The organism is Levilactobacillus koreensis JCM 16448, from assembly GCF_001435525.1.
In the GTDB taxonomy this organism is placed as follows: Bacteria; Bacillota; Bacilli; order Lactobacillales; family Lactobacillaceae; genus Levilactobacillus; species Levilactobacillus koreensis.
This window is the reverse complement of the sequence record NZ_AZDP01000079.1, coordinates 25832-50906: the sequence shown is the minus strand read 5'-3', so window position 1 is coordinate 50906 and position 25075 is coordinate 25832. Positions and strand designations below refer to the sequence as shown.

14 protein-coding genes and 1 pseudogene are annotated in these 25075 nt (G+C 48.2%); 10 read left to right on the top strand and 5 right to left on the bottom strand.

Annotated features, from left to right (window positions below; genetic code table 11):
• Window positions 1-97: 97 nt before the first annotated feature.
• Window positions 98-532: a hypothetical protein gene (locus FC99_RS06995; RefSeq protein WP_048732926.1), complete on the top strand. Its 435-nt coding sequence runs from the start codon at window positions 98-100 to the stop codon at window positions 530-532.
• Between the two features lie 67 nt (window positions 533-599).
• The gene (locus FC99_RS06990) at window positions 600-10409 is read left to right on the top strand and encodes an MBG domain-containing protein (RefSeq protein WP_048732924.1); all 9810 of its coding nucleotides are present in this window, start codon (window positions 600-602) and stop codon (window positions 10407-10409) included.
• Between the two features lie 262 nt (window positions 10410-10671).
• Here FC99_RS06990 and FC99_RS14410 read toward each other — a convergent pair.
• Window positions 10672-11303: pseudogene (locus tag FC99_RS14410) on the bottom strand (glutathione S-transferase C-terminal domain-containing protein).
• 261 nt (window positions 11304-11564) lie between these two features.
• Here FC99_RS14410 and FC99_RS06980 point away from each other — a divergent pair.
• The 3 genes from FC99_RS06980 (at window position 11565) to FC99_RS06970 (ending at window position 17275) form a co-directional block, all read left to right on the top strand.
• Complete coding sequence (locus tag FC99_RS06980) at window positions 11565-12785, top strand: RNA-guided endonuclease TnpB family protein (protein WP_048732922.1); 1221 nt, start codon at window positions 11565-11567, stop codon at window positions 12783-12785.
• 829 nt (window positions 12786-13614) lie between these two features.
• The gene (locus FC99_RS06975) at window positions 13615-16074 is read left to right on the top strand and encodes a phosphoketolase family protein (RefSeq protein WP_048732920.1); all 2460 of its coding nucleotides are present in this window, start codon (window positions 13615-13617) and stop codon (window positions 16072-16074) included.
• Between the two features lie 448 nt (window positions 16075-16522).
• Window positions 16523-17275, top strand: coding sequence for a PBECR4 domain-containing protein (locus tag FC99_RS06970; RefSeq protein ID WP_048732918.1), 753 nt, complete (start codon window positions 16523-16525; stop codon window positions 17273-17275).
• Between the two features lie 59 nt (window positions 17276-17334).
• Here the strand turns inward: FC99_RS06970 and FC99_RS06965 are convergent, their stop codons facing one another.
• Entirely contained in the window at window positions 17335-17886 is a 552-nt protein-coding gene (locus FC99_RS06965) for a TetR/AcrR family transcriptional regulator (RefSeq protein WP_048732916.1), read from the bottom strand.
• 158 nt (window positions 17887-18044) lie between these two features.
• Between FC99_RS06965 and FC99_RS06960 the strand changes: the two genes are divergently transcribed.
• The 5 genes from FC99_RS06960 to FC99_RS06940 all read left to right on the top strand — a co-directional run bounded on the left by FC99_RS06960 (window position 18045) and on the right by FC99_RS06940 (window position 22036).
• Window positions 18045-19046, top strand: a complete 1002-nt coding sequence (locus FC99_RS06960; protein ID WP_048732914.1) for an NADP-dependent oxidoreductase — start codon at window positions 18045-18047, stop codon at window positions 19044-19046.
• A gap of 72 nt (window positions 19047-19118) precedes the next feature.
• The gene (locus tag FC99_RS06955; protein ID WP_235805878.1) at window positions 19119-20063 is read left to right on the top strand and encodes a helix-turn-helix transcriptional regulator; all 945 of its coding nucleotides are present in this window, start codon (window positions 19119-19121) and stop codon (window positions 20061-20063) included.
• 147 nt (window positions 20064-20210) lie between these two features.
• Window positions 20211-20759: a hypothetical protein gene (locus FC99_RS06950; protein ID WP_048732912.1), complete on the top strand. Its 549-nt coding sequence runs from the start codon at window positions 20211-20213 to the stop codon at window positions 20757-20759.
• Between the two features lie 17 nt (window positions 20760-20776).
• Window positions 20777-21484, top strand: coding sequence for a hypothetical protein (locus FC99_RS06945; protein ID WP_156166892.1), 708 nt, complete (start codon window positions 20777-20779; stop codon window positions 21482-21484).
• Window positions 21485-21505: 21 nt separating this feature from the next.
• Window positions 21506-22036, top strand: coding sequence for a hypothetical protein (locus FC99_RS06940; protein ID WP_048732910.1), 531 nt, complete (start codon window positions 21506-21508; stop codon window positions 22034-22036).
• A gap of 95 nt (window positions 22037-22131) precedes the next feature.
• On the opposite strand, the gene FC99_RS06935 is transcribed toward FC99_RS06940, so the two are convergent.
• From FC99_RS06935 to FC99_RS06925, 3 genes are all read right to left on the bottom strand, one after another.
• Window positions 22132-23373 carry an ABC transporter substrate-binding protein gene (locus FC99_RS06935; RefSeq protein ID WP_048732909.1) on the bottom strand — a complete coding sequence of 414 codons (1242 nt, stop codon included), beginning with the start codon at window positions 23371-23373 and terminating at the stop codon, window positions 22132-22134.
• On the bottom strand, window positions 23370-24200 hold the full coding sequence (locus tag FC99_RS06930; protein WP_048732908.1) for a carbohydrate ABC transporter permease: 831 nt from the start codon (window positions 24198-24200) through the stop codon (window positions 23370-23372). Before FC99_RS06930 ends, FC99_RS06935 begins: the two co-directional genes overlap by 4 nt.
• On the bottom strand, window positions 24200-25075 hold an 876-nt coding region (locus FC99_RS06925; protein WP_082617807.1), incomplete at its 5' end, for a carbohydrate ABC transporter permease. The genes FC99_RS06930 and FC99_RS06925, both read right to left, overlap by 1 nt.

Below are 25075 nucleotides of genomic sequence, written 5' to 3'. Positions count from 1 at the left end.
TTTTTTGGAGTTAAAACCGGAAAATATTGGATTGAATTGTGGGCCCAGTACGACCGATATTTTATAAAAACCTACATAAATAATTGGAGGAACTTCCATGACTACTTACAGGGAAGCCTATTCTAAGACGATTGCGAATATTAACAATCGCATCGTGGACTTACGTAAGACGATTATGTCGTTACAGAATACGCTGAACGTTTCGGATACGTTGCGGGCCAGACTTTCGCCGTATCTATCAGCGAATAAGCCGAATATCAACGAGGAGATTGATACTTATGTTGAGTCGCAGGCCAATTTGGATTATCTGATTGAGCTGATGCTCTTCATTGAGCGCGACCAGTGTACGGCGTTGTCAGCTGAGTTTGACGACTATTTTGAAAAGCGCGATCTCTACTGGTGGCAAAGTGCCCTGAGTTTGATGGGTAATCCAGCATATTTGGAACGAGAAATTATTGCGGATGATTATTACGATTTGGCAAAACGCCGCGCAGTGAAATGCGGCAAAACGCCAGCAAAAAAAGGTTTCTAAGCTATTGAAGTAAGCGGTATTCAGCGGTGAGCTTGCCCTGACACAACGTGGGAAGGGGATTTCGGTTTTGAAACAACGGCAAATTGATCAGGAAGTTAAAAAGAATTTTATTTTATATAAGGGACACACGGGGTGGAAAGTAAAGACACGACTCTTCGGCGGCCTGATCGTCACATTTTCGGCATTAACGTTAGCCGAAGGCACCGGCGTCGTTAACGTTCACGCGGCAACGACAGCTGATTCGAGCTTGGTCGCGCCCAAGTCTTATGGTCAGCCAAGCGTTGAACCAGCGCCAGCAGCTAAAGAGAGTGCGCAGACACCAACGACACCGGTTGCGCCAACACCACAGCCAGCTGTAGGTTCCGAGCCAAGTGATAAGTCAGGCCAATTACCAAATGAAGATCTAGCTTCGAACGGGGATAAAAGTGGCCAGCTAACTGATGGTAGTCAACAGCAAAAACCAGTTGCTGAAAGTGCATCGTTAACGGCAGATGATGTTACAACGGCACAAGAATCAGCTACAGAGCCGAACACTAAGTATCCGGTTCTTTCGCAGGACAAGAATAACCCAACTAATATTGGGATTGATACCTCAGAAGTTAATTTGGATGCTAGTCAGATTGCGGACCATTTTACGGCGACGGTCGAAAATCGTAACAGCAGTGATGCCGATGACGACACTAAGGACAATACACATGTAGCAACGATTGGAAAGGATGGCTTCGTTGCACTGACGAGTAATGATGCGCATAAAGTTTATACTTCACCAGGTGACTCAACTAACGTAACTGGTCACCAAGTCGCACATGTTTCATTTGAACATGAAATCGACTTCAGTCATAACTTTTCATTGTCTGGTGCGTTAGGAATTGGGAGCAAGTCTGAAGGAGCAGCCGATAGTGTTGGCTTCATCTTTGCACCAGGCAATCCGGCAGAAGCGACTAGGGGTGGTTCGGGTGGAATGCTTGGGCTACAAAATCTTTATAATGCGTTTGGCCTTGTTTATGATCAATACGATAATTCTGGTTATAATAGTTTCAATGACCCTAAAAGTGGCTATGAATTTGCCCCGTACATTGGTTGGCGGACAACGGATGCTAATGGTAAGTTACAGCCGGCTGCTGACACGGATTGGATGGCTGCCAGTGATGCTGGTCTGAATAAGCGTCAGGATAATCCTCTAAATGATTTTACTATGGACTACAATGCAGAATCTCAGACGTTGACGGCTACACTAGGGAAAGCAAAGTTAGTGCGGAAGATTTCGGATACGAGTCAAGGTTATTCGATTTCAGTGGCTGCCTCTACTGGTGGGAGTTGGAACGATTATTCTGCTCGGATTGATAAATTTACTTATACGCCAAAAACAATTCCGCTAACGGTCAATTTAGTTGATTCTGCTGATGACAATGCGCTTCTTACAAAAACAGATGCGTCAGCGATTGCGAACATTGGGGATACAGTTTCTGTCTTCTCCACGCAGGATGCGGCGACAAGAGCTATTGCTAAGGGGCTAGTAGACCCTAATTTAGTCTCAGTTTTACCGACGGATAGTGCCGGTAACGTTTATGTGGTCGATGGGAACCAAACTCCTACCAGCATTGGGACGGCCAAGCAGATCGATGGTTCAGGCGTTGCGGATGATACATACTACACGTATACGGTCACAGATGGTGACAGTCAAAAGGTGACAGTTCCCGTACGGTTGGCCTTTACGGCGAAAGTAACGCCAATTGATGCGCAGACACTAAAGCCGATTGACGGGTTGCAGCCGGTGACAGTGGTCGCAGTTGCGGGTGAGCCAACCTTGGTCCAGATACCGGGGTATACGCCAACAACAGTAACCCTAGCAGCACCAAAAGATGGGGCTAAAACGGCGGATGATACGTTGCCAATTGATCAAGGGACTACGAAAACGGGAACATCCAGTACTACGACGAAAGATACTGCTACACCAATCAGTCACTATTACACGACTACTGGGACAACGGTTGATGGTCAATCAGTAACAACGAAAGCAACGGTGGGTACAGGTCAGTCAATTTCGACGGACTTAAACCAGCAACCATTAGTTGACGCAAAAGGGAATGCAATTTCAAGTGGTGGTAAAACTATCAACAGTGATGATTACTATTGGTCAACGACTGGGAATGCTGGTGCTACTGATTCAACAGATGAAGCGAAGCCACAAACGAGTGGGAGCTTGCTGCTACCAACAGAAACTACTTTGCAGTACTGGGAAAATCAAGCGACGGCTAATCAGACCAAAGCGGACGATTATAATACCCAAGCGCAAGCATTGTACAGTAAATTTATGGGAATTACGGGTTTGACACAGGCCCAACAAGCTGATGCGAAGAACTTACTGCAATCAGTCAGTGACATTTATACCAGTGTTTCTAAAACTAACGGACTTGCGAAGACGGCCTTTGAAAATGCCAAAACGGCAACGGCTGCGACCGACATTTATAATAATGGCCAGACTGGCTATGCGGCGTTAGAGAAGGTTCAAAACCTGTTGGTCTCATTTGATGCTGATTTGACGGATTTAAAGACTAATAATACGGATGCTGGAAAGAGCTTAGCAACCTTTACGTCTTGGTCTGAAAACTATGGGGATCCAATTGAAATTCCGGCAAATGGTTTTGTTAATTTTGGTCCCGATTTTTGGACAAATGGGGTAGAGAAAACTGCTGACTTTAGTAATTCAGCCTATTACACCTACTCCAGCACGAATACAGCAGATGGTACGCCAGTTACGCCGAAAAATGTCGGCAAGTACTTCTTTAATCTCACCGACGCTGGGCGGACTTATTTAAAGAACCTAAACCCCGACAACGGCGAAATTGGTTTATACGTTTCAGCGATGTTGACAATTAATCCGTTGGCGACCGCAGCTACCATTAAGGCGGCCACGGTTGAGTATGGTGGTGAAAATGCAACCTCTAGTACAGTTGGCACTTTGCCAGCCTTTGTTGGGAGTTTAGGTCAGGCGGATACGGACCATGCGATTGACCAAAGCTATTTTGAAGTTGTTGATAACGATAATGGCGATGCTGTAGTGACTGACATTACGCAGTTAAAGGCCAATGGCGACTACACGATTCGTTATACACAAGCAGCTCAAGATGAATTGGTTAAGGATAAAAACTACACGTTTACATCATTTGGTACGGCTAAATTAACTGTGACACCACGTGAAATTACGGTGACGGCTCAGAATCACGGTAAGACGTACAACGTGTCAGCGACGAAGGATCCAGTCCTTGATTTGACCAGCAACTCCGCGGATGGTTTAGTCAATGGCGATTCGATTGGCTCACTAGGTGTTAAGCTGCATCGTACTACTGGCGATCACGCAGGTGCTTATGACATTACGGAGGATATAGCCAACTCGACCTTGAACAGTAATTACAAGATTAAGGTCAACAAGGGAATCTTCACGATTGCGCGGCTGCCAGTGACGGTTCAAGCAAGTAAGCTGTCGAAAATCTATGGTGACGATGACCCAACGTTAAAGTTGGATGATGCGACGCTTGCTGATGGGTATAAACTGACTGCTGATGATGTGAAGCTAAGCCGAGCCACTGGTGAGAGTGTTGGCGATTACGGAATTTCAGGATCGAGTGTTTCAACATCTAACTATAATGTGACGGTGATGCCGGGGACATTTACGATTACGGCACGCCCGATTACGTTAAATGTGAAAGCAGCTGGGAAAACATATGGGGATAAAAATCCTGACTTCGCCGCTGAGCTTGATTCAGAGACGCCGCTTATAGGGGCAGATGAATTCTCGACCCTGGACCTAAAGTTGAGCCGTACCGGTAGTGAGAATGTTGGTACGTACGATAAAGCTATAACTGGGACAGCTGAAGGGAATAAGAACTATGCCGTGACGGTGGTGCCAGGGACATTTACGATTACGGCACGCCCGATTACGTTAAATGTGAAAGCAACCGGGAAAACATATGGGGATAAAAACCCTGACTTCGCTGCTGAGCTTGATTCAGAGACGCCGCTTATAGGGGCAGATAAATTCTCGTCCCTGGGCCTAAATCTGAGCCGTACCGGTAGTGAGAATGTTGGTACGTATGATAAGGATATAATTGGAACAGCTGAAGGGAATAAGAACTATGCTGTGACGGTGGTGCCGGGGACGTTTACGATTACGGCACGCCCGATTACGTTAAATGTGAAAGCAGCTGAGAAAACATATGGGGATAAAAATCCTGACTTTGAGGCTGAACTTGATTCAGAGACGCCGCTTATAGGGACAGATGAATTCTCGTCCCTGGGCCTAAATCTGAGCCGTACCGATAACGAAAATGTTGGTACGTACGATAAAGATATAACTGGAACAGCTGAAGGGAATAAGAACTATGCTGTGACGGTGATGCCAGGGACGTTTACGATTAATAAACGAGCCATTACGGTTCAGATTGACAATCTAAGCAAGGTTTATGATGCCACTGCCTCGACAGATCCAGCTTTAACTTGGCAGATTGTTTCCAAACAAGGATTAGCTGATGGTGATACGCGTGAGAAGTTAAATGTAGATCTGAATCAACAAGCAGGTGAAACAGTTGGTCACTATGCAATTACGGGGGCTTTCGAAAACGCTAACTATGATGTTCACTTTATCGATGGAACTCTTTTGATCAATCCACGGGTAGTTTCAGTTTCAGTCGATTCTAAAGAGAAAGTATATGGTGAAGCAGATCCAGCGTTGACCTGTCATCTCGCTGGCGGTTCGTCTCTTGCAGCTGACCAAAGTCTGGCAGATTTGGTAACTTTGACACGTGGTGCTGGCGAAAAGGTTGGTGATTACACAATCAATGGCACTTCAGAGAACAAGAACTACACTTTTGAAGTAACACCAGGTACATTCACAATCAACAAGCGAGCCATTACGATTCAAGTTGAAAACCAAAGTAAAGTTTATGATGCCACTACCACGACAGATCCAGCTTTGACTTGGGAGATTGTTTCCAAACAAGGATTAGCTGATGGTGATACGCGTAAGATGTTACACGTAAAGCTGATCCGAAAGACGGGCGAAAACGTAGGATCCCACGCAATTACGGGGACTTACGGCAATAGTAATTATGATGTTCAGTTTACCGATGGGGACTTTTCGATCAATTCACGTGTGGTTTCCGTTATAATTGACCCCCAAGAAAAAACGTATGGTGAAGCAGATCCAGCGTTGACCTGTCACCTCGCTGACGGTTCGTCTCTTGCAGCTGACCAGAGTCTGGCAAACTTGGTAACTTTGACACGTAATACCGGTAAAAGTGTCGGTGAGTATACGATTAACGGTGCATCCAAGAGTAATAACTACACCTTCAAAGTGACACCGGGTACATTCACAATCAATAAACGAGCCATTACGGTTCAGATTGACAATCTAAGCAAGGTTTATGATGCCACTACCTCGACAGATCAAACTTTGACCTGGCAGATTGTTTCCAAGCAAGGATTAGCTGATGGTGATGTGCGGAAGGTGTTAAATGTAAAGCTGAATCAGCAATCAGGCGGAGCAGTTGGTTACTATGCAATTACGGGGACTTTCGATAACGCTAACTACGATGTTCACTTTATCGATGGAACTCTTTTGATCAATCCACGTGTAGTTTCAGTTTTAGTCGATTCTAAAGAGAAAGTATATGGTGAAGCAGATCCAGCGTTGACCTGTCAGCTTGTTAAGGAGTCGTCACTTGCGGCCGGTCAAGATCTGGCAGATTTGGTAACTTTGACGCGAGACCCTGGTAAAGATGTTGGCACCTACACGATTAAGGGCGTTTCAACGAACAATAACTATACAGTGGTTGTGACGGATGGTCAGCTGAACATCACGCCGCGGCCCCTCTCAGTTATCGTCGCTAACCAGCGTAAATTTTACGGAGATGCTGATCCGACAAACACCTGGCAAGTTGCGACAGGAACACGGTTGCCGTTTAAGGATATGCGAAGCGATTTGAAGGTTGCTTTGAGCCGGACGGCCGGAAAGACTATTGGTCGCTATGCCATTACTGGAACCGCTAACGACAAAAATTACGTGGTCACGTTCACTAAGGCTGATCTCCTCGTCGACCCACGACCGGTTAACGTAATGATTGACAACCAGCAGAAGGTTTATGGGGATGCCAATCCCAAATTAACCTGGAAGATTGACCCTAACACGCCGCTGACAACTAGCCAACAACCGGCTGATTTAAACCTGCAGCTAAGTTGTGGGACGGCAGCTAATGTTGGCATCTATACCATTTCCGGAAACACCACCAATCCAAACTTTGCAGTCACAGTAACCAATGGTGTGCTGACCGTTACACCACGGCCCGTCACGGTCACCGCTACTAACCAAAGTAAAACCTATGGCGATGCCGATGAGCTGTTGACGTTGACCGATGCTAAAGATGTCGTCGTAAATGGCGACACCGAAGCTGCTCTAGGCGTAACGTTGACGCGGGAGACCGGTGAAGACACCGGGGAGTATGCCATCAACGGGACAGCGGCCAGCCAGAACTACGCGGTCACGGTCACACCGGGGACCTTTATCATCACTAAACGTAAAGTGACGGTGACGGCTGACAGTCAGCTCAAGACCTATGGTAATGCTGATCCGACATTAACTTTGACGTCGGCTAGCGACCAAGTCTTGGTCAACCACGATGACGAAAGTGCTCTGGGCGTGACCTTGACGCGAGTTGCTGGCGAAAACGTCGGTAGCTATGTCATCAATGGGTCAGTAGCCAGCCGGAACTATCAAGGCACCGTCGATTCCGGGGCGTTAAAGATTGTGAAGCGGGTGGTCACGGTCACCGCGGCTGATCAATCCAAGGTATTTGGTCATGCTGATCCAACACTAACTTTGTTAGATCCATCTGAACAATTAGTAAGAGGCGACCAAGAATCCGCGCTAGGTGTCAAATTGACACGTGAGTCCGGTGAAGTGGTTGGAACGTATGAGATTATTGGGACGGCAACTAATCAGAATTACACGACGGTTGTTTTACCCGGTAAGTTCACGATTAAGCCGGCCGATGCTCAAGTCGGGCTTGACAACTCACACGTTATTTATGGAAATATGCCAGTATTTATGGGGAGACTTAGTTTCCTGCGGATGGCTTCTAATTTCGCTCTGAGTGACTTAGAAGTTATCAATTCGCAGAAGCAAGTAGTTGCACCGGCCGACTTACAAGCCGGTGACTACACGGTTCAGCTAACGAAGCAAGCACAGGACAAACTAGCTAAGAAAAATCCAAACTATAAGTTCACGACATTTAGTCTGGGTCAGTTAAGTGTTGGCAAGCGGCCGGTGACGGTTCGTGTGGCTAGCCAAGAGATGTTTGCTGGCCAACAGAATCCCGAGAATCGGGCAGAATTGGTGAAGGGTTCACTGGTCAATGACCAATCGCCGTTAGACTTGCGTTACGTAGAACCGAATAGTCAAAAGGTCGGAACCTACGCAATTGACGTAGTCGCTGGCAATCCCAATTATGTGGTGACGGTCGTTCCTGGTCAGCTGAAGGTCTTAGGTAAGAATGTTGATTCTAAAGGCAACGTGACGATCACTGAAAAAGATCCGGATGGTAATGTGGTCCAGATCGATCAGCAGTGGGCGGATGGCCGCAAGACAACTTATCACTACAATCCAACAACGGATGAGCGGACCGTACAAGAGCAAAAGGATGGTCAGATAATTGATCAGCAAACCATCACGCCGGATGCTGCGAAGGTAACGTTGCCTGATGATGACAATACAGTCAGTGTGGTTGATCTCAATCCGACAACCAAGCAGCCAACGTTTGACCACTATACGACGGACAAGGATGTCGACAAGTCAGGCAACGTGACGACGACCACGAAGAATGCTAAGGGGGATGTCGTCAAGGTTATCAAGCAGTGGACAGATGGGAGTAAGACAGCCTTCACCTATGATCCCAACACTGGTAATCAGACGGTTACTGAGCAGAAGGATGGTCAGATAGTCGCCGAACAGACGATTGCGCCGAATTCTGGAAAGGCGACGTTGCCGAGTGGCGATGGCGGTGAAACTACCGTCGATGTTGAACAGCCGGGCTCTACGCCAACGTTTGACCACTACACGACGCAGAAAGATGTTGATAAGTCGGGGAACGTCACGACGACCACGAAAGACGCTAAGGGCGCTGTCGTTAAGGTCGTGAAAGACTGGAATGACGGGAGTACCACGACTTATACCGCCGATCCTAATACCGGCAATCGCACGGTTACTGAGCAGAAGGATGGCAAGGTGGTCGCCGAACAGACGATTGCGCCGAATTCTGGGAAGGCGACGTTGCCGAGTGGTGATGACGGTGAAACTACCGTCGATGTTGGGCAGCCGGGCTCTATGCCAACGTTTAACCACTACACGACTAAGAAAGATACTGATAAGTCGGGGAACGTCACGACGATCACGAAAGATGCTAATGGTGATGTTGTCAAGGCTACGAAGCAGTGGCATGACGGGAGTACCACAACTTATACCTACGATCCCAACACTGGCAATCGCACAGTTACTGAGCAGAAAGATGGCAAGGTAGTCGCCGAACAGACGATTGCGCCAAATTCCGCGAAGGCCACGTTGCCGAGTGGTGATGACGGTGAAACTACCGTCGATGCTGGGCAGCCAGGTTCTACGCCAACGTTTGGTCACTACACGACGAAGAAAGCCGTCGATAAGGCTGGTAATGTGACGGTCACCACGACGGACGCTACTGGTAATGTCGTCAAAGTCATCAAGCAATGGACGACGGATGACAGTGAGACAACCTATACCGCTGATCCAGCGACTGGCAAGCGGACGATCAGCGAGCAAAAAGACGGTCAGACAGTTGACCAGCAGACGATTGCGCCAGGCACGACAGAAGTGACGTTGACGGATGATGCTGGTGGTGAAATGATTGCCAAATTTAGCTCACCAGCAAGTATGCCAACGTTTGACCACTATACGACGCAGAAAACGACTGACAAGGCTGGCAATGTGACGGCCACCACGACAGACGCCGCTGGGAACATCGTCAAAGTCACCAAGCAGTGGACGGATGGCAGCGAGACAACCTATACCGCCAATCCAGCAACTGGCAAACGGACGATCAGCGAGCAGAAAAACGGTAAGCTCGTTGACCAGCGGACGATTGCGCCCGGTGATGCGGAAGTCACGTTACCGGATGGTGCTGGTGGCAGAACGGTTATCAAGTTTAGTCAGTCAGCCACGATGCCAACGTTTACACACTATCCAGCTAGCTACGGCGGTGTGCCGACGAGTGATACTGATAAGACCGTGAAGATTACCAAGCAATGGCCAGATGGCAGTGAAGTCATCTATACCTACGAGCCAATCACCGGCAAACGAATTATCAGTGAGCTCAGAAACGGGCACGTCATCGAGCAGCGAACGATTGCGCCCGGTGCCTTACTCGCGATTTTGCCGGATGGCATGGGTGGTGAGACTATTGTTAAGTTTGATGAGTCAGGGACGGTACCGACCTTTACGCGTCAACCGGCTGGTGAAACGAGTGAGCGCCACGTCACGTCACGGAAGAAGCCTGTGAAGAAAGTGCTGAAGAATGTCGGTACAAGTCGGCACCAAGGCCTGAACGGGCAAAGAACGACCCTGAAGGCACAGTCCGGTGACACGAATCGTCACGCGCAGTCGCCAGCAATGGCTAGTGCGGGGGATGCCCGTGATGCTGCGGTAACCGGACAGATGCAGTCTCAAAGGAAGTCAACGAAGCAACAGCAAACCGAACTGCCACAAACGGGACAACAAGACGAGAGCTTCCTGACCGCTTTGGGTGCGTTGTTACTGTCATTGCTGGTAACGCCGTTTGTTCGTAAGCGTCACTAGCTGATTAGGAGTTAACAGGTATTAAGTATCTCGATTGAAGAATGCGGAAGTAAAGTCAGATTCTTTCTGATTTTGCTTCCGCATTTTTTGCTTAATTGACAAGAATTTATGAATGAGATATTTTCAGAAGATGAAATCAGTAAGAATAGATCACACTATTATAAACGGCTAATTAAAAAGGCATCGGACGACTCTAAATCGGAGTTGGTCGATGTCTTTCGAGGTTAACTAGGTTTAAGATGACTGATAATCTAACAGATTTCTATTCCCCGTCCACCAAAGAATGTGGCTGACCTTCCTGCGCAAAGACCCGCTGAACGGCTGGCCGTTGCCGCATAAGGCTGTCGAACTTTGCCAACTGTGGGAGGCTATCAAAACTATAGCCGAGCCGTTGCATCCAGTTTGTCATGACGAAGAGGTAGGGGTCGGCTACGGAGAAGGTGTCACCTAACAAATAGGGCCCGCCAGCAGCTAGTTGTTGTTCCACGAAGGCCAATCGGGGCTGTACCCGTATCCACACCAACGTTTTGGAGTCGGTCGTGTTTGGCAACCAGTTTCCATGTCGGAAGGGTGAAATGAAGTTTTTGTGCAGCTCGGTTGCAATGTAGTTGAGCCAAACTCGCTGCTCCCAGTAGGCCGGTGTCGCGTATTGCGGCATGAGAGTCGACTGGGTTCAAATTCAAGAATCACGGCGCACTCCGTCAATAATGGCTGGTCATCGACCTTGAGGGCGGGGACGTAGGACTTGGGATTCAAGTGATTGTAGTCTCCCTGGCCCCAAGTCTTGTTATCCAAATTGACCTTTTCCAAGTGATAAGGTAGACCGAGTTCTTCAAGCAGAATGTGGGGTGCCATGGGACTCGCACCGGCCGCATAAAATAACGTTAACTTCATAGTCGAGACACACTCCTTAGCTGTAATGGTTTCAGTATAGCTGGTGAGGGACAATTTACCTAGGCAAATTGTCTTGGATAAGCTATCACCACGAAAGACGATTGGCTGGGGTCATAATTTGTGTTATTAAAGAGTAAGCAGAAAACCTGCGATTTTAATCGCGGGGTGAATGCAAGAATTTAACGTTTTCTAAAACATGTGTTCCCCTTTTTCGAGAACAAATCATGGTATACTTAACCCAATCTTCAGGGGAGGTAGCTATTGACTAAGCTGGGACGAACAATCAAACTGAGACTCTATCCGGACACAAATCAAGCAGATCAATTTCTAGCAATGAGCCACGAATATCAACGGCTAGCTAATCTTGTCAGTCAATGGATCTTTGAACATGAGTTTCAGCTGAGTTGGTTAAAAATCAATCATCACCTGTACAAAGTATTTAGACAAGCATCAGCACTCAATAGTCAGATGGTCCAGTCTGTATTTCGGACAGTTGTGGCTCGCTACAAGACAGTTCAAGAACAAATGAAGCAACATCCTTATCGCTACAAGAACGAAGAAAACAAGTGGGTCCAAGTTCCCAAAGACCTGACCTGGTTGGTAAAACCCATCCAGTTTCATCGTCCACAAGCGGATTTGGTTCGCCAGGGCAACTATTCTTTCGTGGATAAGATGCGGCAAATATCGATAACCACTCTGGGTAAGCGGACTAAGTTAGGGTTCACCGACAAAGGATTTGAGAAATACTTTACGGCAGACTGGAAGCTAGGGACTGCCAAGTTGATCCACAACCGAGGCAAGTGGTTCCTTCATATTGGTATTACCAAAGAGGTTTCTGATTTTGACCAGCAAGGTAATCCTCAAGTCGTAGGGATTGATCGTGGATTACGCTTTTTAGCAACTGCCTTTGATAGTGAAGGAAAAACGATATTCTTTGACGGTCAAAAGATTTTACGTAAGCGAAAAAAGTTCCTAGAGATTCGTCGGCAATTACAAAGTAAGGGAACCAAGTCTGCCAAGAAAAAACTGAAGCAACTGGCTCAACGAGAGAACCGCTGGATGACCGATGTGAATCATCGGCTAGCTAAGACACTCGTTGTAGCATATGGGTCGCATACCCTTTTTGTCCTGGAAGACTTAACTAATGTGACGTTCAATACTGACGATTTGCCCAAGTCCTTACGCAACAGCCATCGTTCTTGGTCTTTTTTTCAATTAGAATCTTTCTTAACGTACAAGGCTCAGGCTATTCAAAGTACTGTTTTGAAGGTGAGTCCAGCATTCACTTCACAACGCTGTCCCAAGTGTGGACTGGTTGAGAAAACCAATCGGCATCACGATACTCACGAGTATTGGTGTGCCCAATGCCAATATCGTTGTAACGATGACCGATTAGGAGCAATGAATATTGAGATGCTGGGACAGGATTGGTTGAGCGGCGCCAAGCACCCAAAGATTAAGAAGCTAATGACTGCTGGGTAAACCTGGCAGTTAAACGGGTAGCCGTCAATTACCCGATGATGTTGCCACTACGAGTAGGAGTGCCTAACGGGCATGTTGGACTACTGTGTTGTCAGACACGTGAGCGACAAGCCTCTGAATTAATTCAGGAGCAATTGACGGGTCAGATATCGTAGAAATTCCCGAGGAAATCTGGAACTACGACACACGAAAATATCTGATTTACCAGACCCGCAGCCTGAGTCAACACGACATTCACTGGGTGATGGCCAACACGGTCATTTTGCACTACTGTGGTTCGCCGAAACCGTGGGACGCCAACAGTGACGGCAAGTTTACCGGGCTATTCCTGAACTATCAGCGGCAATTACAGCGGCTCACGACCAAGTTAGCGCGAGCTGTTGAAGATGAAAATTAGAAAAACTGGATTGAAAACGGACTAAGTCGCTCATCGGCTTAGTCTTTTTTCGGGTAAATCGGTCCAATTTGAAAATGAAAATGGGTAATTCCCGCAAAGAAAATTCCCCAGGTACGAGTAAACCACGATGCTTCACGGTGAAAATCTGGTATACTGAGAACGAAATTCGGATTTCGAATTCAGTTTCTGGGAAAACAAGTCGTGGCAACCGATAGAAGGGTCGTGGGCGAACTCAAACGGTCGATTTTGGTACGGAATTTACAAAATGTGTTGGCTATGAAAAGTGATTTGTTCAGATATTGGGTCGTACCACTTTAGAAAAAGGTTGACTTTTTCGAAAAGTTTAGTATAGTTAAAGAATACAAATTGACTCTGACTCATTGATGTTAATTTAGAAGATGCAACTCAACGACACGAAGGAGTGTAGAATTCATGGCAGTAGATTTTGATTCCAAGTCTTACTTGGAAAAAGTTGACGCTTGGTGGCGCGCTACAACGTACCTTTCCGGTGGTATGATCTTCCTGAAGAGCAACCCATTGTTCTCAGTAACGAACACACCGATCCAAAAGGACGACGTTAAGGTTAAGCCTATCGGACACTGGGGTACCATTTCAGGACAAACTTTCCTGTATGCTCACGCCAACCGTTTGATCAACAAGTACGGCTTGAACATGTTCTATATCGGTGGCCCTGGTCATGGTGGTCAAGTAATGGTAACGAACTCTTACTTGGACGGCACGTACACGGATGCTTACCCTGAAATCACTCAGGACCTTGAAGGGATGTCACGTCTGTACAAGCGGTTCTCATTCCCTGGTGGAATTGGTTCCCACATGACTGCCCAAACGCCTGGTTCACTCCACGAAGGTGGGGAACTTGGTTACTCACTTTCACATGCTACTGGTGCTGTCTTAGACAACCCAGACCAAATCGCCTTTACGGTTGTTGGTGATGGGGAAGTTGAAACTGGCCCAGCCATGACTGCATGGAACTCCATCAAGTTCTTGAACCCTAAGAACGATGGTGCCGTATTACCAATTCTTGACTTAAACGGATTCAAGATTTCCAACCCAACGATCTTCTCACGGATGAGCGACGAAAACATCGCTAAGTTCTTCGAAGGTTTAGGCTGGTCACCTCGTTTCCTTGAAAATGACGATATCCATGATTACATGACTTACCACGAAAAAGCTGCTAAGTTATTTGACCAAGCTATCGCTGACATTCAACAAATCCAAAAGGACGCTCGTGAAAACGGCAAGTACGAAGATGGGACTATCCCAGCTTGGCCAGTCGTTATCGCTCGTTTACCTAAGGGTTGGGGCGGTCCTCAAAAGAACCCAGCCGGCGAACCAATCGAAGGCTCCTTCCGTGCTCACCAAGTTCCACTTGGCTTAGCACAAGGTAAGCTTGACGAACTTCCAGAATTCGAAGCTTGGATGAACTCATACAAGCCTACTGAATTATTCAACACGGATGGTTCATTGAAGGCAGAAGTCGCTGATTTCGCTCCTAAGGGCGACAAGCGGATGGCTGCTAACCCAGTTGCCAATGGTGGCCGTGTTCGCGGTGCCAAGGCCGACACGCTCGACCTGCCTAACTGGAAAGACTTCGCTAACGACATCAACGAAAGTAACCGTGGGACTCAATTGCCAGATGGCAACAAGAACATGGATATGAACGTTCTGTCAACCTTCTTCGCTGGCGTTGCTACGAAGAACCCAACGTCATTCCGGATCTTCGGACCTGACGAAACGATGTCTAACCGTCTTTGGGAAATGTTCAAGATTACGAACCGTCAATGGATGAGTAAGGTCAAGGAACCAAATGACCAATACGAAGCCCCAGAAGGCCGTATCTTGGATGCTCAATTATCAGAACACCAAGCTGAAGGTTGGCTTGAAGGTTACACCTTAACTGGTCGTACCGGTGTGTTCACGTCTTACGAATCATTCTTGCGGGTTGTCGACTCAATGACGACGCAACACTTCAAGTGGATCCGTCAGGCTGCTGCTGAACCATGGCGTAATGATTACCCATCATTGAACCTGGTTTCAACTTCAACTGTATTCCAACAAGACCATAACGGTTACACCCACCAAGACCCAGGTATGTTAACTCATTTGGCTGAAAAGAAGTCTGACTTCATCCGCCAATACCTGCCAGCTGATGGGAACACGTTGTTAGCTGTCTTTGACCGTGCCTTCAAGGACCGTCAAAAGGTTAACCACATCGTTGCTTCCAAGCAACCTCGTCAACAATGGTTCTCCGTTGCCGAAGCCGAAGAACTGGCTAACACCGGTTTGAAGACTATCGACTGGGCTTCCACTGTTGCTGAAGGCGAAGATGCTGATATCGTCTTTGCTTCCGCTGGTGTTGAACCAACCATCGAAACGTTGGCAGCTGTTGACTTGATCAACGATGCTTTCCCAGCCGTTAAGATGCGTTACGTAAACGTTGTTGAATTAGAACGTCTGCAAAAGAAGAACGGGCCTCTTAACGATGACCGTGCCTTGAGCGACGCTGAATTCAGCTCATTCTTCGGCCAATCCGGGACTCCTGTTGTCTTTGGTTTCCACGGTTACGAAGACTTGATCGAATCAATGTTCTACGAACGTCAACACTTAGGCTTACACGTTCATGGTTACCGTGAAGACGGTGACATCACCACTGCTTACGACATGCGTGTTTACTCCGAACTTGACCGGTTCCACCAAGCCAAGGACGCTGTTAACACCTTGATCGCCAAGGGTGTTATCGACGAAGCCGCCGGTAAAGCCTTCGACGCCAAGATGGACACCATCTTAGCTAAGCACATGAAGATCACTCGTGACGAAGGTCGCGATATCGAAGAATTTACGAAGTGGCAATGGACGCCATTAAAGAAGTAATTCTTTAATTCAACGTTAATTAAAACTCGGGAGGCCAGCTCAGAAATGAGCTGGCCTCTTTTTTTGTAACTGGAGTTTGAATCTAGTTCGCCATCTAATTCCAGACAGTCCCGTATCAAATGCCATCCCAATCAGAGGTATTAATTGAAACGTAGTAGAAGTCATTAAAAATGTGCGATTTGGTTTACTTTTCGAATCAAATACTGTATATTTCACATAGAGACTAAGAGAAATTTTTTAGTTTCTGGTTGGTCAGGCAACCTAAAAACCAGATAAATTTGCTAGTGGTTCAGCTACTAGCCCCGTCCGCTGGGGACAAAAAAACCAGATAATTTTGTCAGTAGTTCTGCTACTGACCCCGTCCGCTGGGGACAAAAAACCTGTTCTTAATGGGGCCGTTGACATCAGATTAACTGGATGTCAATGGTCTTTTCTTATGAGGAGAAAAATGGCTAAGAGAGAGTCCTTTAAATTGGAGAAAAAAGCAGACGTGGTTCGAACGCATCGATTAACATTAAAAGAAAAGAGGCAATTTATTAATGAATTGCCTAAAATATATCAAGCACAACAATTCATTTTAGAAAATCTAATTGGGAAGTCACGATTCTTCTTTTATGAGACTGGTAAGCAGGTTAAGTGGCTGGATGTTAGATTTGGAAAAAATAATTTCATGCACCTCTGTGGTATTAAGTATCAGGGTGGTGCCAAGCGATTCTGGGAGAAAGCTATCAGTAATAAACTATCAATGGATTTTATAGAGGTCAAGAATGATGGGTCAACCTTTCAAAAACTAAAGGTTATTACGGCCATTCGGGAACTAAACAAGTCGAAGCTAGAATTGACGAGTAGTGGTGTTTTTCTTAAACTGCACTATGACCATTTGTTAAGGACTAGAAAAGATATTATGGGAATCGCTCTTACTGAGACAGATTATCACTATACTCCGCTCTCATTACTTAACTTGCAAAATCAGCAAGGGAAATTCAATAACCTTGGGACTAAGCTTTTTGATGTTATTGCAATTGTTGATATGGATTTAATGACGGGCGAATTTACCCAGTTATTACCAGAAAATGCAGAAGATGACTATATTCATTATATAGCTAGGGAACAGGGCACATTTCAGAAGCATAAATTTGGTGTCGGTCGCACTGCGGTTGACAGGAATTTCACCTACTGTGGGGGACGCCTCAACCTTTAGTTAGATAGCAAAAAAAGTGCGTCCGGAAGTCTTCCGAGCGCACTTTTTATGATGATCAATTAAAATGTTTTCAACCCCGGTGCAATTAACTTCCAAGCCAGCTCAAAGCGGTGTTCATAGTCCGGCGCGTTCCAGCTTTCCTTGAAATTTGGCAGGGTGAAGGTCGAGAAGGCGGCTAGAATCGTTTCCGCGCGTTCAAAGTTGGCATCGTGGTAGCCTAAGATACCGTTGATAACCTGATAGGCGCTGGTCAGCACTGTACGGAGGGCGGTGGGGTTGTTGTCAATGTAACGGGTATTGAGCGTAAACATCTGGGGATTCGTGTTATACGCCCGTTTCTTGGCGTTCACGAAGGCCCAGAGCCACGCGTGTAACTGTTCCGCGGGCGGTAGCATGGCATCGACAGTGATCTCAGCGATGATGGTCCGTTGGAACCAGGTCGCGGAGACGGCTTCCCACAGATCCCGTTTGTTCTGAAAATGCTTGTAGAGGGCGGCGTGGGTGATGCCCAATTCCTGCGCGATTTGGTCTAAGGTGACGGCAGCGTCGCCGGTTTGCGTGATGAGGTCTTCAGCGACGGCGATAATTTTAGTGCGAGTCAGTTGTGCCATAGGTGTTGGTAACCTCCTTGAATAGCTCTCTATCTAGTGTAGCACAAAATGGCCAAAAGTAACTTTATTTGACTTTTGTTACTAAATGAATTACACTTTGACAAAAGTTACGAAAATTAAAATAAGTTACCACCACATCCAAGGGGGATCATTTAACTATGCAAGCAGCGCAATTAGACAGGTACCAACAAGATTTCAAACTCGTCGTCCGGGAAGTGCCAACGCCGGAGATTACCGATTCCGAGGTCCTCGTCCAGGTCAAAGCGGCTGCCGTCAATCCCCTGGAGATGTTGATTGGGACTGGTAGCGTTAAGCTGATTCAAGATTACGCCCGGCCAGTCACCATGGGTAACGAACTGTCCGGCGTCGTGGCGGCCGTGGGATCACAGGTGACTGATTTTAAAGTCGGTGACAAAGTCTATGCGCGCTTGCCGCTCAGTAAAATCGGCGCCTTTGCCGAATACGTGGCGGTCGACCAGCAGGCGTTGGCGCCGATGCCAGCGGGAATGGACTTCGACCACAGTGCCGCAATTCCCTTAACCGGTTTGACGGCTTACCAGGGCTTGCACGAGGAGTTGGGTGCCCGGCCCGGTCAATCGGTGATGATTCCCGGTGGGTCCGGCTCGTTTGGTCAAATGGCGATTCCAATGGCCAAGGCGATGGGCATGAAAGTCAGTGTTAGTGGCAACGCCCGGGCCAAAGAACAACTTTTGGCGCAAGGTGTCACGACCTATTTTGACTATCACAAAGAAAACTACTGGGAAAAACTTGCCCCCGTGGATTACGTGATCGACACCATTGGCCCTAGCGAATACGCCCATGAACTGCAAGTACTGAAGCGCGGTGGCCGGCTACTATCCCTGCGGATGGGACCTAACCGGCAATTCGCTAAGGACCATCGTTTATCGTTCTGGAAGACAACGCTCTTTACCCTCGCTGGCCTGAAACTCGATCGGCAGGCCAGACAGGTTGGCGGCCAGTACCGGTTTATCTTTGTCAGAAGTGATGGCAAGCAGTTACGGACCATCACTCGATTGGTAGAAGAGGCGCAGATCATGCCAGCAGTCGACCCGACGCCCTTTAAATTAGCCGACATCAATGAGGCACTGAAGCTGGTTGCCACCGGTCACCCCAAGGGGAAAGTCCTGATTCACTTTTAGCGGTTTACTTTTACCCGTTTTCGCCCCATAATTACTGATATATTGTGTAAATTGATGAGCGGGGTGAATAGCGTGCAGAGTAATCAGCGAATTGCGGAATTAATGGTCCAGTTGATGGCGGGAAAGACGTTGCGAGCGGAGAAAATCGCCGCCAAATACGCCGTTAGCGCGCGGACCAGCCAACGGGACTTTGCCTACATTCGCCGCGCGTTGTCGGAATACACAGCCGGGGACCTAATTGAAGAGCACGGAACTTACCGTTTGTCACGACGGAGTGAGGAGACCGATGCCGGAATGGTGTTGGCGATGAGTAACATTCTGTTAGGGTCGCGTGCGCTGACGCAAACGGAGCTGTCGGGGACCCTCGATTACCTCAGTTCCGGGCTGTCGCCGGCCATGCAGACCGCTATGCACCAGCAGTTGACCCTTTCACGGGGGAGTTACGTTCCGCTATCCCGCAGTAAACCGCTCTTGCACGTGTTGCGGGAGGTGGCTAGCTGTATCACGCAGAATCAGCGGATGGTGTTCACCTACCGGAGTAGTCGACCGGGCGAGACGCATGCGCGGGTACACCATGCCCAGCCAGTGGCGTTGTTTTTCGAGACCTACTACTTCTACGTGGCGATGTTGAGCGAAGAACACGCCGGGTATTGGCTTTACCGCTTGGACCGAATCCAGGCGATTCAGGAGAAACTGCCAGGCGAAAAGCTCGACTATGACGAACGCTATTCCCTACAGGAACATCGCAATTACGCGTACCTATTGGACTCTGGGTCGCTCACGCGGATTCGGTTTCGGTATTACAATTACGTCCAGACGGCCCTCGACCATTTTCCGGGGTCACGCGTGATTAGAGACTATCCGGACGGCAGTTGCGTCATTGAAGCTTACGTAAAAATTGACGGGGCCGTCCTGTGGCTCCTCAGTCAGGGTGCCGGACTGCGGGTCTTGTCGCCAGTTTCACTGGTGGACCGGATGCGGGCGATGCTGCAAGCCACCTTAGAACAATATGAATAGGACAAAACGCTTAGTAGTTATTAAACTATTAGGCGTTTTTTTTCGTAGCGGCGCTTGAAATGACATATTATGTCGCCCCTGTTTTGTATAATGAGGTCTATGAGCTGGCACCAATTATTAATAGAAGCATTAGGAGGAGATTTATGGATGAAATTGTCAAAATTGATTGGCTCACTGTTAGTGGCCGGAGCAATGGGGGCCGTGGCAATCGTCACGACACCAACGACTAGCGCCCAAGCAGCAACCAAGGTTCAATCGGCAAAGAAGACGCTGTTGAAGTCATATCCCAAGAATATGCGGCGGACTTGGTATCGCTACGAAAAGGGTCATTATGCGCGGACGAAGATTACCGCTAAGAAGAACACTGGTGACGTCCTACATTACTTTAACCCGAATAAAAAATGGCCTACGATTACCAAGACAAATCAAGATTGGGCCTTTGCCTTTAAGATGGGTAATGGGGTTGTTGGTTCTAGTCCTTGGTGGATGTTAGACAGCTGGAAGACGGTAAATGATATGGGTGCTGTGCTCAATCAAAAGGTGACGACCAAGACCTATAAAGGCAAGAAGGTTAAGGTGCTTAAGGAGCTTAACGCGAACTCGAGACCTGTTAACTGGAGATATTCTTATTCATCGAAGAAGATGGCCAAGCACTTCAATCCTAAAGGGACTGTGCTGTGGGCTGAAAATAACTAAAATATGGGAGAGAAAATATGATGAAAAAATTTATTAAAGCAAGCGTCTTAGCTACATTAAGTTTATCCCTAGTTATTCCAGCCGCAACGACACCGGCTAGTGCCAAGCGCCGGGTGAAGGTCATTTCAACGACTAGTGTGGCTAAGCAGGCCTATCACGGGAAAAAGGGAAACATCTACACGAGTGCCAAGCTGAGCAAACGCCACTATGTGATGAAGCATTACAAGTACACGACCTGGTACGTGACGAAGCAAGCTGTCATTAAGAACAATGGCAAGAAGGGCACCTTGGCCTATATCAAGTCTGGCAAAAAGTCTGGTTGGATCTACAAGAAGTATCTGACGGCGGGTAAGGCACCGGTGAATAAGGCGAAGATTTTAGCCAATGATTCTGTTTCGTTTAACCGGGCTATGATGTCAGCTAGTACGCAGCTGCAGGATGGAGCAGTAGGTCCCTACGATGGTTACAAGGATATGGGTGGTCGACTACAGGCTGGATTTGAGTACGGCGATGAAGTAGATGAAATTAAGATGGACAGAACAGCACTGCTAAAGGTTTACAATCTTTTTGAGGGCCGGTTTAGCAAGTCTCAGAATGCAGATTTGGCTGCAATGGCCAATCAACTGGAAAATTGGCAAGTTACTGAGGATAACTGGCAACTGTCAGTGACTAAAATGGAGACATTTGGATCCACTCTAGGAAGTCTAATTCAGACTCTAGCCTAGCCAGAAGTAAGGAGAAAATCAATGGAACTACTAAAAACAGCCAGCATTTTACTTGCGGCGACCACTTTTGGTGTAGCATTAGTAGCCGTGGCGCCTGCGACCACTGCCCAAGCGTCAAAACAGACACTGCTGAAATCGTATCCTAAAAATATGCGGCGGACCTGGTATCGTTACGAGAAGGGCCATTACATCAAGGAAAAGATTACGGCCAAGACTAATGATGGCGACAAGCTACATTACTTTAACCCCAACAAAAAGTGGCCTAAGGTGACTAAGAAAAATCAAAACTGGGTTTATGCTTTTAAGACCAGCAAGGGTGTTATCGGCACGGGCCCTTGGTGGGGATTAGAGACTGGCTGGACAAGTGTCAATGACATGGGCAGCATGAAAGGCCAGCAATTAGTAACGAAGACCTACAAAGGTAGAAAAGTTAAGGCACTTAAAGAAATTTACTCAAATTCAGCCCCATTACGCTGGGGATACTCTTACTCCTCGAAGAAGATGGCCAAATACTTTAATCCTAAGGGAACTGTATTGTGGGCGGATAAATAACACCACCATAACGTCGCTCTAAGCAATCGACTTACACGGTGATCCTAAAAAAATCAGGACAAACCTTCATGCGGGAGGCTTGTCCTGATTTTTTATTATTTCAGTTCGCGATTTAATTGGGCTTTGAGTTGGGCCAATCCCTTCTCCGGTGTGACTTCCAGCGTGCTCAGCTGGCTGACAGTCTGATTGACCGCATTCAGTTGCGTGCTGTAGCCATAGAACGCTTTGTCTTGAAAGCCGATGGGAAGGGACTTGATCGCCGCTTTAGCCGTTGGATTCTTGGCCAAATATTGGCGATAGTCTTGGCTCTTCAACGCCGTCTTCGTCAGTGGCAAATAGCCCGTGGCCTTGGCCCACTTTACGGTTTCTCGCTCAGTCAACAGGAATTTCATGAAGGCCGCCGCGCCCTTGCGTTGGGCTTTAGACGCCGACTTGAAGAGTACGAGGTCGTTGCCGGAAATGCTAGTCGCGGACCTTCCGTGATAGCTCGGCAGGACAGCCGTTTCCCAGTGAAGGCCCTTGGGCGTGCTGGCGGTCATGATGCCGAGTGCCGCGGATGAGCCGCTATAGAAGAGGGTCTTACCCTTGAAAGATTTGACGTTGCCGAAGCCGTCCGTGCCCGCCGTCGTGGCCGTTTTCTGTTTGAGCATGTCCGTGATCACATGGGTGGCCGCAATCATTTTGGGACTGGTCAGTTGGGGATGCGGTGTCATTAACGGTGTGCCCGCTTGCGTGGCTAAATTGTTCAGCTCCGCCGTGAACCCCTGATCGAGGGCGAGTCCGTTCAGTCCCTGAGTCTTGGCCTGGACACTTTCGCGTTGCAGGTCGCCCCAGGTTCGAGGGACACTCAGACCGGTCTTCTTGAGCAGGTCACGATTGTAGAAGAGAATCCGGGCTGACTTGGAAAATGGCCAGGCGTACGTTTTCCCTTGATACTGGCTGGATTGGCGCAGGCTCGGGACCACCTGGTTGAGCTTGGTCGAGTCAACGTAGGCGTTCAACGGGACGATGAAGTTGCCGTGAACGTAGTCGGGGACGTTGGTGTAGGTCGTCTGGGCCATCGTGGGTAGCGTGTGGGATTTTGCGGCCGCCGTGATCTTTTGCTGGACGTTGCCAAAGTTTCCCTGCGAGCTCCCGACCACCTGATAGGTCGATTGAGAGTGGTTGAAGTCCTGAATCATTTTGTTAAGTGCTTGTTGGTGGTCACCGGTCATCCCGTGCCAAAACGTGATGATGACACGGTTACTGGCGGCCTTTTGGGGTTGGGAACAGGCGCTTAATGTTCCCAGCAACAGGACGGCGCTGAGGCTGGTTAAAAAGTAACGGAATAATTTCATAGTGACTTGCCTTTCGATGGGGACGTGGTGATTCCCAGAATCAGATATTTTTGAAGCCCAAAGTAGAGCAGAATCAAGGGTAAAATAACGCAGACGGTCGCGGTCATTAACAGCGGATAGTTGGTGCCCTGTTCGCTGGTGAACACCATGAGGCCCACGGGTAACGTGCGTAGCCGGTCGTCGTTGGTGACGATTAAAGGCCACATGAAGGCGTTCCATGAGCTGATGACCTGTAGCAACGCCACGGCCGTAATGATGGGCCGATTGGTGGGAACCAGGACGTGCCACAGGTATTGCCAGTCGCTGGCACCGTCGATGTGCGCCGCGTAATACAGCGTTTTAGGCTGAGCGCGGAAGGCTTGATGGAGCGTGATGAACATGAAGATGCTAGCCAGCCATGGAATGATAAGGGCGGCGTAGGTGTTGATCCAGTGCAGGTGGGCCAGCGTAACAAAATTTGGGATCAGCAGGAGCTCACCCGGCACCAACATCAGGGCTAGCAGCAGGCCGAAGAGGATACGGCGGCCGTAGAATTGAAGATGGGTAAAGGCAAACGCCGCCAGAATGCTGGTGAGCAGTTGACCGATCGTCGTAACACTGGTGACTAGCAGTGAATTTAGACAGTAGCTTGCAAAGGGAGCCGCTTGCCAAACGTTGAGGTAGTTGTGCCACTGCAGGGATTGTGGTAGCCAATTGGTCGGCACACTGAGCGTGGTGCTGGCCGGTTGGAGGCTGGTCAGCAGCATCCAGATGAAGGGCAGGAGCATGAGTCCCGCGCCCAGTAACAGGCAGAACGTACGGATGCCATTTAGAAGGCGTTTCGACATTATGACCACCCGCCTAACTGGTGTTGCCGGTGCCGATAAATGGTATAGGTCAGTAGTGTCAATCCACCGACGAAGACGAACAGCACGATTCCACTGGCTGCAGCGATGGTGACCTGATTTTCAACGTAAAACTTCTGGTAGAGGTAGTACATCATGGTCAAATCGGCGTTGCCGGGGCCAGCCGAGCCGTGAAAGAGCGCGTAGACCTGGTCGAACACTTTAAAATTGGTGACACTGGTGTTGACCACAATCAGGATGGTCATTGGGAGTAGCAAGGGCCACGTCACGTGAGTAAAGCGTTGCCAAGCGTTAGCGCCATCCAGTTCGGCCACGGTCGCATAGCGTTGGTCGATGTGGTTGAGTCCGGCTAAAAATAAAATGATATTGACACCTAGTCCCTGCCACACGCAGACGATGCTGAGCGCCAGTAGCGCGTAGTGGGGATCGTTGAGCCAATCGACGGCGTGTAGACCAAATTTACCTAAGCCGGCATTTAACAGGCCGCCATCGAGGCGAAAGATCCAGTTCCAGACCAGACCAATGGCGACGGTCGATGTGACGAATGGGAGAAAGTAGATTGTCCGTAACAGACCAGCTAGTCGGTGACTGTGGTTCAGGCCGAGCGCAATCAACAGGGATAGAGCGACCGTGATCGGCATGACCAGCAGTACCAGCACCAAGGTATTGCGGACGGCCAGATGAAAAAGTGGGTCGTGCCAGAGGTAGGTAAAATTGGCCCACCCCAACGCGCGGACCTGATTGGTATAGTAATTATATTTGGTATAGCTGCTCATCAGAAAGGCATTGACTAACGGCCAGACGGTGAACAGCAGGGTGATTAGCAGTAACGGCGCCAGATAAAGGACGGCCTTGAC